Annotated in this window: 13 protein-coding genes; 4 read left to right on the forward strand and 9 right to left on the reverse strand. The window is 34.8% G+C overall.

What is annotated here, in order from left to right; all coding sequences use genetic code 11:
• The first annotated feature begins 41 nt into the window (after positions 1–41).
• Both WFK35_RS00525 and gcvP read left to right on the forward strand, forming a co-directional pair.
• Entirely contained in the window at positions 42–413 is a 372-nt protein-coding gene (locus WFK35_RS00525; RefSeq protein ID WP_336730871.1) for a response regulator, read from the forward strand.
• Positions 414–761: 348 nt separating this feature from the next.
• Entirely contained in the window at positions 762–3,620 is a 2,859-nt protein-coding gene (gene gcvP, locus WFK35_RS00530) for an aminomethyl-transferring glycine dehydrogenase (RefSeq protein ID WP_336730872.1), read from the forward strand.
• A gap of 99 nt (positions 3,621–3,719) precedes the next feature.
• Here gcvP and WFK35_RS00535 read toward each other — a convergent pair whose 3' ends face one another.
• The 6 genes from WFK35_RS00535 to WFK35_RS00560 all read right to left on the reverse strand — a co-directional run bounded on the left by WFK35_RS00535 (position 3,720) and on the right by WFK35_RS00560 (position 9,439).
• A complete protein-coding gene (locus tag WFK35_RS00535; RefSeq protein ID WP_336730873.1) occupies positions 3,720–4,544 on the reverse strand; it encodes a hypothetical protein in 825 nt (274 codons plus the stop codon).
• 110 nt (positions 4,545–4,654) lie between these two features.
• Entirely contained in the window at positions 4,655–5,227 is a 573-nt protein-coding gene (locus WFK35_RS00540) for a hypothetical protein (RefSeq protein WP_336730874.1), read from the reverse strand.
• Between the two features lie 127 nt (positions 5,228–5,354).
• Positions 5,355–6,095 carry an AAA family ATPase gene (locus WFK35_RS00545; protein WP_336730919.1) on the reverse strand — a complete coding sequence of 247 codons (741 nt, stop codon included), beginning with the start codon at positions 6,093–6,095 and terminating at the stop codon, positions 5,355–5,357.
• A 915-nt stretch (positions 6,096–7,010) separates the two neighbouring features.
• The gene (locus WFK35_RS00550; RefSeq protein ID WP_336730875.1) at positions 7,011–8,093 is read right to left on the reverse strand and encodes a hypothetical protein; all 1,083 of its coding nucleotides are present in this window, start codon (positions 8,091–8,093) and stop codon (positions 7,011–7,013) included.
• 15 nt (positions 8,094–8,108) lie between these two features.
• Positions 8,109–8,843 carry an endonuclease gene (locus tag WFK35_RS00555; RefSeq protein ID WP_336730877.1) on the reverse strand — a complete coding sequence of 245 codons (735 nt, stop codon included), beginning with the start codon at positions 8,841–8,843 and terminating at the stop codon, positions 8,109–8,111.
• Between the two features lie 50 nt (positions 8,844–8,893).
• Positions 8,894–9,439 carry a hypothetical protein gene (locus tag WFK35_RS00560; RefSeq protein WP_336730879.1) on the reverse strand — a complete coding sequence of 182 codons (546 nt, stop codon included), beginning with the start codon at positions 9,437–9,439 and terminating at the stop codon, positions 8,894–8,896.
• Between the two features lie 161 nt (positions 9,440–9,600).
• On the opposite strand from WFK35_RS00560, the gene WFK35_RS00565 reads away from it, so the two are divergent.
• A complete protein-coding gene (locus WFK35_RS00565) occupies positions 9,601–10,956 on the forward strand; it encodes a deoxyguanosinetriphosphate triphosphohydrolase (RefSeq protein WP_336730920.1) in 1,356 nt (451 codons plus the stop codon).
• A 232-nt stretch (positions 10,957–11,188) separates the two neighbouring features.
• Positions 11,189–12,139, forward strand: a complete 951-nt coding sequence (locus WFK35_RS00570) for an SPFH domain-containing protein (protein WP_336730880.1) — start codon at positions 11,189–11,191, stop codon at positions 12,137–12,139.
• Positions 12,140–12,173: 34 nt separating this feature from the next.
• On the opposite strand, the gene WFK35_RS00575 is transcribed toward WFK35_RS00570, so the two are convergent.
• Genes WFK35_RS00575 through WFK35_RS00585 form a run of 3 tightly spaced genes read right to left on the reverse strand, consistent with a single transcriptional unit; the run spans position 12,174 to position 13,529 of the window.
• Entirely contained in the window at positions 12,174–12,521 is a 348-nt protein-coding gene (locus WFK35_RS00575) for a DUF4377 domain-containing protein (protein WP_336730881.1), read from the reverse strand.
• A gap of 55 nt (positions 12,522–12,576) precedes the next feature.
• Positions 12,577–12,915, reverse strand: a complete 339-nt coding sequence (locus WFK35_RS00580; RefSeq protein ID WP_336691152.1) for a DUF962 domain-containing protein — start codon at positions 12,913–12,915, stop codon at positions 12,577–12,579.
• A gap of 2 nt (positions 12,916–12,917) precedes the next feature.
• On the reverse strand, positions 12,918–13,529 hold the full coding sequence (locus WFK35_RS00585) for a hypothetical protein (protein ID WP_336730882.1): 612 nt from the start codon (positions 13,527–13,529) through the stop codon (positions 12,918–12,920).
• Position 13,530 lies beyond the last annotated feature (1 nt).

Consider the following 13,530-nt stretch of genomic DNA (forward strand, 5'->3'; position numbering starts at 1 on the left):
TATTTATTTAAGATTGGCTTTGTTTTTGCCACGAAACGAATATGAAGACAATTTTTATCGTTGAAGATGAGACAGGCATCAGAGATGCATTACAGCTACTCCTGTCATTTGCGAATTATGATGTACGCTCTTTTGCCACTGCGGAAGCGTTTAATAACAGAGACCAATCTGTAATTCCTGATATTTTTATCATGGATGTGAAATTACCGGATGGTTTGGGAACAGATTTATGCAACCAGATCAAAGAAAATCCTGCAACCTCTCATATTCCCGTAATGATTATCAGCGCTCATGCAAAAGCAGCCCATGTGGTAAACTCCTGCAAAGCAGATGTTTTCATCCCTAAACCTTTTGACATTGATGATGTGATATTAAAAATTGAAAATCTGGTAAAAGAACCTAACCTTCAGTAATTATCACCCACAATTTATATAAGATCCTCCATTCAATTTGGAGGATTTTTTTAATTCCTGATATTAAAATTTTCAACAGGCGGTTGAAAAAATTTAATATTTAAATAATGTTAAGGACTTGTAATATCCACTATTTTTTAATTTCGGATAATTTACCGTCGGTAAAAATTTATTTCCATCGATTATTTTTAACAGATTTTATGTTCAATAACTCAACAAAAAGCCATTAATTTTAAATAAGTTAAAACACTTTAGATTATTTATTTATGATTTTAATTTAGTTGTACAATTTTCTAAAAATGCGTAATTTTACGAATCTTTTTTACTTAAAAAATCTAATAAATAAAAATGAATACAGAACAGTTTGTGAGCCGTCACATTTCCCTGAATGAAGCCGATAAACAGGCGATGCTGGAAAAAGTTGGCGTTTCAAGTATCGAGGAGCTTATCTCTCAAACCATCCCTTCTTCTATCCGTTTAGAAAAAGATCTTGAAATCTCAGAACCGCTTTCAGAATACGAAATGCTGATCCATTCTAAGGAATTAGCATCGAAAAATACTGATTATACAAGCTACATCGGGTTCGGATATCACAACACTTTGCTGCCATCGGCTATTCAGAGAAATATCTTTGAAAATCCGAGCTGGTACACCGCTTACACTCCATATCAGGCGGAAATCGCACAGGGAAGACTGGAAGCTCTTCTTAATTTCCAGACTGTTGTGTGTGATCTTACAGGTTTTGCTCTGGCAAACGCTTCATTGCTGGATGAATCTACTGCGGCTGCAGAAGCAATGCATATGTTCTTCAATAACAGAACGAAGGATCAGAAAAAAGCGGGAGCAAACAAGTTCTTCGTTTCCGATCTTGTTCTTCCTCAAACGGTTTCTGTATTAAAAACAAAAGCAGAAGGTCTTGAGATCGAAATTGTAGAAGGAGATCACAAAACGCATGAGTTTGACGGTTCTTACTTCGGAGTTTTATTACAATATCCCGGGAAAAACGGAATTGTTTTAGATTATACAGAAAACATCGTAGAATATAAAAAATTAGATCTTCAGGTAGTTGTTGCCTGTGATCCGATGGCTTTGGTGAAGTTAAAATCTCCGGCTTCAATGGGAGCAGACTGTGCAGTGGGAACAACGCAGAGATTTGGTATTCCATTGGGTTATGGCGGTCCTCACGCAGCATTTTTCTCTTGTAAGGAAGATTATAAGAGAGATATTCCGGGAAGAATTATCGGGGTTTCTCAGGATATGTACGGAAAACGTGCTTTAAGAATGGCTTTACAGACGAGAGAACAGCACATTAAGAGAGAAAGAGCGACTTCAAACATCTGTACCGCTCAGGTTCTTTTGGCTGTTATGGCAGGAATGTACGCTGTTTATCACGGTCCGAAAGGATTAAATTATATCGCAGATCAGATTCATTTTAAAGCCAATGCTTTGAAGGGAGGCCTGAAAGCTTTAGGATATGAAATCGTGGAAGAACCGATCTTTGATACGGTAAAAATCACGATGAATGAAGATGAGAAAGGAAGACTGATGAGAATGATGCTTGATCACAAATTAAACTTAAACTACTTCACGGAAGGCGTTGTAAGTATTGCGATCAACGAAAGTACAACATTGGATAAATTAAATTATCTGATGGCTTCTTTTGCCCAGTTCAAAGACAAACAGACTTTCAAATTAGAAATTAAAGAAGGATACAGCATTCCGGAAGAGAATTTAAGAAAAGACGAAATTCTTACGGAAGAAGTATTCAACAAATACCATACGGAAACAGAATTGATGCGTTACATCAAGCGTCTTGAAAGAAAAGATTTATCGTTGACGCACTCAATGATTTCTTTAGGTTCCTGTACGATGAAACTGAACGCAGCAACGCAGATGTTACCGCTTTCATGGGACAATTGGGGTTCTGTTCATCCGTTTGTACCGGTTGATCAAGCGGGAGGTTATCAGGAAATGATCCGTGAGCTTGAGAAAGATTTAGCTAAAATCACAGGTTTTGCAGGAACTTCTCTTCAGCCGAATTCCGGAGCTCAGGGAGAATATGCAGGATTGATGGTCATCAGAGAATATCACATTTCAAGAGGTGAAGGTCACAGAAACGTTGTATTGATTCCTCAGTCTGCACACGGAACCAACCCTGCTTCTGCAGCAATGGCAGGAATGAAGATTGTTGTGGTTAAAAACCTTGAGAACGGAGAAATCGATTTCGAAGATTTAAAAGCAAAAACAGAACAGCATTCTGAAAATCTTTCCTGCGTAATGATTACTTATCCGTCAACTTACGGATTCTTCGATGCCAACATTAAAGAAATTACAGCTCTAATCCACGAACACGGAGGACAGGTTTATATGGACGGAGCGAACATGAACGCTCAGGTTGGATATACAAGTCCCGGAAACATCGGAGCAGACGTTTGTCACTTAAACTTACACAAAACTTTCGCAATTCCTCACGGAGGAGGAGGTCCCGGAGTTGGTCCGATTTGTGTGGCTAAACACTTAGTTCCTTTCTTACCTTCCAATGCCAATATCAGAATCGGATCCAAAGACGCAATTGAAGGTATTTCAGCAGCGCCTTACGGTTCAGGTTTAATTCTGAATATTTCTTATGCTTACATTAAAATGCTAGGAAATTCAGGATTGAAAAAATCAACGGAACACGCTATTTTAAATGCTAATTATTTAAAAGAAATTTTAGCAGAACATTTCCCGATTTTATATTCAAACGAAAACGGAAGAGTTGCCCACGAATGTATCGTAGATTTCAGACAGTTCAAATCTTTAGGAATTGAAGTTGCTGATGTGGCAAAAAGATTGATGGACTATGGTTTCCACGCTCCTACGGTTTCTTTCCCGGTTGCAGGAACTTTAATGATTGAGCCGACTGAATCTGAAAGCAAATCAGAAATCGACCGTTTTGCAGAAGCTTTAATTTCCATCAAACAGGAAATTGATGAGATTGCAAACGGAGAAGCAGATGCAGCCAACAACGTATTGAAAAACGCTCCTCACACGGAACAGTTGGTAATCTCCGATTCCTGGGATAAACCATACAGCAGAGAAAAGGCAGCTTATCCTTTAGATTGGGTAAGAGACCACAAATTCTTCGCTACAGTTTCCAGAGTGGACGAAGCTTACGGAGACAGAAACTTAGTTTGTACCTGTGAGCCGATTGAAGCTTATATGTAATTAAAAGTTTTTAGCTATAGAAAAATCCCTTTCAGTGATGAAAGGGATTTTTTATGTCATTGCGAGGAGCGAAGCGACGAAGCAATCTCGTTTGGAAGGCTAAGACTTTCGATTTCTAATTAAAAAATTGATGTTCAAAATTAAAAAGTGAAGAAAAACACCTATTCCGATACAATAAATTATAAAATAATGAAAGGAATAAAATATATTGGCTATTGGTGTTATTGGAGACATATTTCCTGTAAATATTGAAGATATACTATAAGGAAGTACTGTTGCAAATGTCCAAAAATTATTTCTATCAAGTTCTGCCTTTTTTACTTTATAATATTGAAGTTCATTTTTAAGATAGTTAATATTATTGTTTAAGACACTTTCAAATTTAGTTGAATCTATTTCTTGTCGATTTCCAAATGTATTCAATTTGTTTTTTAAAACACCTTCTTTATTAAATATATAAATAGTTCCTATGAAATCTCGTGGGATATTGAAATTAATATCGCTGTGAATTACATAATCTTTTGTAAAAGTTAATCGTTTTAATTCCTTTATTTGCATTTTTAAAATACTATAATTCGAAAGTTTAATCTCCTCAAGATCTTTAATCTCATGTGGAAGAGACCGCGAATCATTAATCCACTCATTAAGAACTATCTTTTTTTGATTGGTGTGAATAGTAGTTTTAAACTCAAAACTGGCTGGGTTATTTTTGAGCATTAAGGTATATATAAAAGGAAAAATAATCAAATGTAAGGTTAATAGGAAAGAAAGAGAACCAAGTGTAAATTTATATTTTCCATTCCGCTTATTTTTCGAAACTCGATATATAAAAACACAAATAGATAGAAGAAATAATATTAGAAATATTGTTGAAAAAGATTCACCAATTCCGAATGATATTCTGTTTGTTAAAATTGTTTTCATACATATAAGGTTTAAAAATTATTTTTTGATAAATATTAAACTCCCTTTCATTCCTGAAAGGGAGTTTATCGTTTATATTGCAAATAGAGCAATCCGTAATTAATATAGAATTATAAATTCCTATCTACAATTTCACACAAAGCCGTCACCACTTCGCGTTGTTTTCCATTCGGATATTTTTCCGAATAGTTTTGCTGCAATGCCGAAGAATTGTAGTTATTGTTTTCCAGCAGTTCTTCTGATAAGCTGAAAATGTAATTGAGTTCTTTAGCTTCATCTGCATATTTTCCATTCGGGAAAAGGCTTTGGTATTTTTGAACCAAATCATTGGCGGCAATAAATTCGTGTGTATCTTTAATCATCAGTGAACAGAAACCCTCTTCACTGTCGATAAGGAATTTGTAAGAATCTACAGCCGATTCCCAGATATTTTCTTCACAGGCTTCCGCGTCGAAACCATATTCTAAAGCTTTGGTATAGTGCGATGTTGCGCCCCAGTAATCATTCTTGGAAAGATAGATCATTGCGCCGATCTGGTTATGGTAGATGGCTTTATTGTCGGGAAATTTTTCGAGTAAATTTTTAGAAAGATTTAAAGCTTCTTCATAGTTTCCTGCCTGAATGGTATTAGAAAGTTCCCAGAAACCGTTTTTCTCTTCCTCTGATGCAAAATTGATTGCCATAGTGTATTAGTTTTAAATTTAGAGCCCCAAAGTATTAAAAATATTTCAGTACGCTACATTAAAAGAATATTTATGACAATAAAGCTGCTGTTAAAATTATTGAAAATTTGGACTTAATAAAGACAGCTTATATTTTCTCTGCATTAGATTCCAGCTTCCTGATCAAATTCCCTTTCACCACCGTAAAAGCATGATCTTTCGCTTCCGCAAAAGAAATATCATATTTTCTTTCAATACTTCTTAAATCTGCCGGAAACTTCATGAGTAAATCGTCGTAAAAATCATCTAAAAATTGTTTTGAAGGCAGTGCATAATCTATTTTAAGCTGAAAGCGTCTTAATAAAGCCGTATCAATAATTTCGGGATGATTGGTCGCACATAGAAGAAGCGCATTTTCCGGAAAATAATCAATCAACTGAATGAGAGTATTTACGAGACGTCTCATTTCACCCACATCTTTATCGTCGCTTCCTCTGGCTTTCCCGATCTGGTCGAGTTCATCGAGGAAGAGGACAGATCTTTCTCTTGCCGCTTTATCAAAGATCATTTTGATATTCTGGGAAGTTTCCCCGATTCTTGAAGAAACGATATTGCTTAAATTGAGGATGATGATGCTTTTTCCCAAAGCATTGGCAATGGCTTTTGCTGTCATTGTTTTTCCGCAGCCGGAACTTCCCTGAAGAAGAATTTTGTTGTTTACCGGAAGCCCAAATTCCAGAAGTTCTTTGGAAAATGTATTTTCTTTAATAAGCTGTACAAGCTGTTCTTTATTTTGAGGATCAAGGAACACATCATTAAGGCTAACTTCTTCTTTGTCTTGAATAATAAGATTGTACAGATTCATTTGGCGAAAATTATATGCAAAGATAAAGGTTATCCAACAAAAAAGCCGAACAAATGAATGTTCGACTTTCTATCGGCTATTATAAAAATTAAAATTATCTTCCTTAGTGTAAAATCTTGCTTTATGTTTTTTGTGCCCTTTTACTCGCGCTGAGTAAAAGAGCAGTCAATCTTTGCAGATTGAAAACATATAACAATATAATTTCGTCTTTGTTCAGGAACTGAATTTCTCCAGATCAGAACTTTCTAAATTAGTTTCTTTCTCTTCTTGCTGCTGCAAAATAAGAGGCGAATACTACTAAACATGTTGCAATTCCGATGTAAGTGATCATTTTGTTTAATTTTTAATTATTTGACTATTTATTATCAATTTTACATTTGCAATATTACAACTTTCAAACAAGGTTCCAAAATAAATAATCATGATGTATATCAGTGTTTTAAGTGGTTTTTGTTTAAGATTTAGATAAAAATAATTTACAAATAATTAATATAAAAATGAAAAAATAATACGGCTTTTTTTGATTTATGTGCAAAAAATTATTAATCTGTTAAATATTTTACAGCTTGTATTTAAAAGTTGATAATCCAAAAAAGAAAAAATGCAATACATAATAACATTTTCGGGGACAATAATATCTCACTTATTTTTGATATTTAACTTCCGCAATGTTAAGAAATGTTAGCATAGAAACTCTACAAGGCACATTTTCGAGTATTTTTTTTGAATAAAATTTTTTAGAGTAAAGAAAAAAACAGCTTTTTTCAGGACGAAAAATGATAGTATTTTTTATGATTCCCTGTTAACATAACAGAAATTTTTGAAGAAGAATAATTATTTCCCAAAATTTTTTCCAGATAGTATAAGAAAATGATAAAATCAAAATCTATAAACTCACTCAATTATAAAGAGGATTCAGATTACACTAAGATCGATAAATCAAATTACGATCGTCTGTGTCTTTTTTAATGTCCATTTACCGCTTTTGAAAACAGCTTCTATAAATCCGCCACCCGCCCCACTTCCGTAATTGATCAGAAACCGTTCTTTATCATCGGTTTTTTTAATATTTCCGATATAATCAGGAAACATTCCGAGACGATAATCTGATTCTAAATGAAACTGTTCTTTTTCAGGATAAATAAGAACTTTTATACTTTCCGGATTCATCTTTTGAAAATAATCGCAGTCAGAAAAATATCCTGTGAAAAAGTAATGGCTTTCAGAGAAATGAAACTGTTCGTAATCCATGTCAATAATTTGAGAATACAGATCCGAAAACTTTGATTTTTCAGATTTGTACAGGGGATTTTTATCGGTAAAATCACTTATTCCGTCTTTATCCGTATCTGATGAATCCGGATTTAACAAAATCAATTTTTCAAACAGGTCATTAAAGCGGTCTTTATCGCTGTCTTTTAAAACTTCTTTCAGATCAATTTCAAAAACCAGTCTGTCCTTTACAGCTTCTTTTGATGGAAATTCGGGATATCCCCAATTTTCGCTTATTCTTACAAAACTTCCGGAAAGTATTATTTTATTACCGGAAACAAAAATTTCAGGCTGATTTTTATTAAGATAGGTAAACTTACTCAACCCCAGATAATAAGCATTGGGAATATTGTTTTTAATTTCAAGAAACCAGTATCCGAACTGGTTTTCACCAATTCCGTAGATCAGACCATTTTCTTTCTGAATATTTTTATAATAAAACTGATCGCCAAAATCTTTCTCCAGTTCAGAAAATTTCAGGTCATATTCATCCATCCGCTTTTTGCGTTCCTTTTCATCAAAGAAATTACTGTTAATTTCATCCTGTTCTTCCTCAAAACTTTTAACGTTTGCATCGACAGAAAACTTTACATGTTTCGGATTGGATTTGATAATGGTTTCAGGCTGATCCAACTCAAACTCTTTGTATTGAGGTTCTTTTTTATTTCCACTTTCAAAACAGTTTCTGTCAATTTCATACTGTTTGCAGGAAAACAACACAAGAGGAATTAAAATATAAATGAATTTCATGGCTGATTAATTTTTCTAATACAATTTCTGATCTTTTTCACAGAAAAAACTCGTCCTTTTCCCTTTTCCGGTTTCTTTTTTCACAATTTCCAGACCGCATTTTGGACACTTTTCCTGATGATATACCTCAAAATGTTTTCTCAGAATATTCGCTTTTTTCCATTTTTTGAAATCGAAACTGTAATTTCTGGCTTCTGCAATCAGTTCCTTTAATTTTTTTGAAGGTAAATTTTTAATAAAAGTTTCAGGATGAACTCCAATTCTGAATAAAGCCTCATTTTTAATAATATTCCCTACTCCCGCAAAAATATCCTGATCCATCAAAGCATCACAGACCATCATTTCAGGATTAGCTTTTAACCTTTCCTCTGCCTTTTCGGGATTCCACAGATCGCTCATCACATCGACTTCCCAATCGATATCTTTTAAGAATTTATCTTTTACCGTTTTTACATTGCAGGTATAAAAGTACATTCCACCGTTCTTAAAGGTTAAGCCCAGACGAAGATTCTGCGCCTGATCTTTTCTTTCAAATAAGCTGTAAGAACCAAACATCAGCAAATGAATTCGGATATTGGCTTTATCAAAAATTAAAAACGTCTGCTTTCCGAAGGTTTTTATTTCGCGTAAAATATGATCTTTAATTTCTGTAGTTTCAGTAATCGAATTTCCTTTTACCTCCATTACTTTTTCGCCTGCAAATTTCTGCAGATCTTCTTTCATCAGAACAATCGGTGGACCTTCGGGCATAGCATATGAATTAGAAAATGTACACAACAATTATTTTGCCATGAAAAAAATTAAGACCGATGAAGTTCATTAAACATTTCAACATATTTTTCTTTGAACAGTTTTTCGGCATTTTCAGGAAAACGGAAACCATCCGGTCCAACGTAAATTTGTTTTGAATTAAAATCTTTATCCAAAATTCTTGTTTGATTGTATTTCGTTAACCAAACATCGAAATGTTCGATCAGTTTTGTGGCTTCGTCCAATAATTCAGGAGGCAAAGCATGACCGTTATTGATGAGCAGATCTCTGATGTGCTGATTGGATTTTAAAATAATTTCATCTTCATAGAATCCGTCATATTTCTGTATTTTAGAATATTTGTTCTGAAAAGCAAGCTTTAAACGGTTCAGATGAATGTAAACCTGCCCCAACAATTCTACGGTATTTTTTCTCCATTCAAAATAAGCCGTATCTTTTTTTGATAATGCTTCAAATTCCCTTTTCAAAACGGAATTGTATTTTTCTGTTCTTTTGTGAAAGAAATATGCGATTACTGCGGTGAAAAATCCTGTAACAATCGTACTTCCAAGGATTTGTTCAAAAAATTCGGACATGATTTTAGTTTTTAAAAGTTAGTTCCTTTAAAATTACAATGGAAATCTGCAAAATGTCACAGGTATTTTACGGAAAAGCAGGTGTGGAAACACGATATTTTTCAGAAAAATTCTTCTTATTCTTTCGAAAAAAATAAAATTTGAAGTAATTTTGAAAAATGATGAACTTAAACCAGATTTTCACGAATCAGCGTACCGGAAACAATCCACATACAAAGGCTTCAAGAACGGATTTTCAGAGAGATTTTGACAGAATCATTTTCTCTTCGGCTTTCCGCAGACTGCAGAATAAAACGCAGGTTTTTCCGCTTCCGGGAAGTGTTTTTGTACACAACCGTTTAACGCATTCGCTGGAAGTTTCTTCTGTCGGAAGAAGTCTGGGAAGTGTAATGGGTGAGTTTATTCATGATGAATTTAAAAATGATCTTACAGAAGATTCCAAAAACTTTTACCTTCACAATTTAGGCAACGTTATTGCGGCGGCGTGTCTGTGTCACGATGTCGGAAATCCTGCTTTCGGGCATTCCGGAGAAGATGCAATTGCGAGTTATTTTGAAAGAAATGAATCTGATTTAAAACCGAAATTCAATGAAAAAGAATGGGCGGATCTGGTGAATTTTGAAGGAAACGCCAATGCAATAAGGGTTCTTGCGCAGCAACAGCAGGGAAAAGATGCGGGAGGAATTCAGCTTACGTTTTCTACTTTGGCAAGTATCGCCAAATATCCTTGTGAAGCGATTGCTAAAAAGAAAGGAATTATTCACCGTAAAAAGTTCGGATTTTTTCAGAATGAAAAAGATATTTTCCTTGAGATTGCAAAAGGCACAAATTTAATTTCAGAAAGCGAAGAACCTTATATTTTTAAGCGACATCCTTTTGTCTGGCTGGTTGAAGCTGCAGATGATATCTGTTACAATATTATCGACATGGAAGATGCGCACCGATTGGGAATCGTTTCCACGGCGGACTGCAAAAACCTGTTCTTTGAACTCGTAAAATCTGAAACCGACGATATAAACAGAGTAAAAGACAAGCTGGATTCCATCGGAAACGAAAACGAACAGATTTCTTATTTAAGAGCTAAAGTAATCAATGCATTAATCAACAAATCGATTGAGCTTTATAAAAATAACTTTAATACCATTCTGGAAGGAAATTTAGAAAAAGGTCTTCTGGACATTTATAAATCTGAGAATAATGCTTTGCAGGATATCGAATCTTTCTCAATAGAAAAAATCTACAACCATAAAGCCGTTGTGGAAATTGAAAATGCAGGTTATAATGTAATGTACGAATTGCTGGATCATTTTATTCCGTCTATTCTTAAATCGCACGATGAAAGAAAATCTTACGATAAAAAAGCCTTAAAACTATTACCTAAACAGTTTGTATACGACGATGGAACCGATTACCAGAAAGTTTTGGGTGTAATTGATTTTGTTTCAGGAATGACGGATAATTATGCAACCGATCTTTACCGTAAAATTAAAGGAATAGACATTGGGATGACCGTGTAATTGCGGTTTAGTCAAATAAAAGTTTTACTAAAATTTAAAATTAAAACTTCTTCAATTTAATATTGTTGAAGTTTTTTTACGTCTTAAACTGAACGTAAATTCTCTTTCTCTGTTGATAACAACTGCTGATTGTTATAGCTGTGCCATTCAATTATTTTTCATATATTTAAACAGAAACGGAAGAAAATATTTCATCCGGTCAGAATTTATAAACCATTTAAAAAATCAGATTATGACCTATTTCGGAATTATTGTTTTTATAGGATTGGTAACCTTATTTGCTTCTTTTTTCACGGTGAAACAGGAAACTGCAGCCATTGTGGAGCGACTCGGAAAATTCCACTCCGTCCGTCATGCAGGTTTACAGCTTAAAATTCCTTATCTGGACAGGATCGCAAAAAGGATGAACCTCAGAATCCAGCAACTGGATGTAATGATTGATACGAAGACTCTTGATAATGTTTTTGTGAAAATGAAGATTTCCGTACAGTTTCAGGTCATCAGAACGCAGGTTGCCGATGCTTTTTACAGGTTGGAAAGTCCGCACGACCAGATTACATCATATGTTTTTGATGTCGTAAGAGCCGAAGTTCCGAAATTAAAGCTGGATGATGTTTTCTTAAAAAAAGATGATATTGCCATTGCCGTAAAAGCAGAACTTCAGGAAGCGATGCAGAGTTACGGATATGATATCATCAAAGCTCTGGTTACAGATATCGATCCGGATGAGCAGGTGAAACACGCCATGAACAGAATCAACGCTGCGGAAAGAGAAAAAACAGCCGCAGAATACGAATCGGAAGCCCAGAGAATAAGAATTGTAGCCGTTGCAAAAGCCGAAGCAGAATCCAAAAAACTGCAGGGACAAGGTATTGCAGACCAGAGAAGAGAAATTGCAAAAGGTCTGGAAGAATCTGTAAGAATGCTGAACAACGTTGATATCAACTCTCACGAAGCATCTGCTCTTATTGTTGTTACGCAGCATTACGACACGCTTCATTCTGTGGGAGCAAGCAACAGAAGCAATCTTGTTTTACTGCCCAATTCTCCTACCGCAGCAAGCGGAATGCTGAACGATCTGGTTGTTGCCATGACTACCGCCAATACTGTAGGAGAAGAAACCAAAGGAAATTATCCCAAACCGCAGAATGATCACGATCACAATACAAACAACAGCAGATAAAGCAAAACCTCCGGAAATTCCGGAGGTTTATTGTTTATTTTTTAGCTTTAGATATTTGCTTTACCAAAGTGTATTTTATGGAAGATCCGTCTGCCGGAGGATTTTCTATTTTTTCTGTTTTTACTTTTAAAACATATTCATAACCCGGTTCATAAGTAAAACCTTCGATATTGGTATAAAAATTCGTCCACGAATCTGAAGCATTTTCTTTTACCTGAAGACATTTCATGGGTGCAACTCCGGTGCAGTCTGCGGTTTCAGGACCTACAATAAATGTTTTTTCGTTCGCAGAAGAAACGTTGGAAGAAGTTGTACATTGTGTAAGAATCATAACAAAAATTGCCGAAAACGTTACTTTTAAAAATGTTGTGAAATTTTTCATAAATAAAATTTTAGGACTGGGTTGCAATTACTGTGCCGTGAAATGATCTTAAATTCTACTTTTCCACAGGTTTTTTATCTGAAACTCCCCAAAATTTCTGTTTCCCGATCAGCAGTTCAAAAAACAGCCTGAAGTCTGAAATCAGCGACCAAAGCGGATATTTGAAGGTTGCAGGTCTGTTTTTTTCAATCACTGCATGACTGAACCACGCGAATCCGTACCCGAAAATTGGGACATACCAGAGAAAGCGTTCTTTTCCGGAGCTGATAACATAACCTATCACAAAAAAGACAAGCAATGTGCCCAGAAAATGAAAGATTCTGGTTCCTGTTTTACTGTGCTCCGTAAGATAAAATTCATAGAACTCTTTGAAGGTTTTAATTCTTTCTGACATGATTATTTGTACTTTAAAGTTCCAATCATAAAAGTTTCAGAAGCATTCAATGCACGTGAATTTTTAGTTAGTTCCTTTATTACCCCTTCATTCTTAATGTAATTAGAATGAATAAAATAAGTGTCTCTGTTTTCGCGGGTAATGTAACCTGTATGAAAATCCAGTCCTACAATATATACCTGATTTTTATTTTTACCTAAAATATAATGCTCCAGATCCTGCCTTTTGCTGAAATATTTTATCTCTGTACAAAGTTTTTTAATCATTACAGACGAAGCCTGCTGCGCGAGATACGTTCTGTTGATATCAAAACCGTAATCCGATAAAGTATTCGTTACAAAATATCCGCAGGCAATACTTCCCTTCTTCGGCTCTCTGGAAGTTCCTGCAAATGACCATGGCGTTTTTGCCCAGTATTGAGGAACATCATTATTGATAAATTTAAAAAAATACTGCTTTTTCTCTGCTTCTGTTTTTTTATGAATTGCTGTTAAACATTCCTTATAACTTCGTTTTACTTCTGTACGGTTTGTTGGGGAATTGCCTTCATGATCAGATGTCTTTTTACAGCCTCCCAATATCAGAAGCGAAAAAACAAGCAGATATTTCATCATA

This window comes from Chryseobacterium sp. VD8, assembly GCF_037149975.1.
GTDB classification, from domain to species: domain Bacteria; phylum Bacteroidota; class Bacteroidia; order Flavobacteriales; family Weeksellaceae; genus Chryseobacterium; species Chryseobacterium indicum.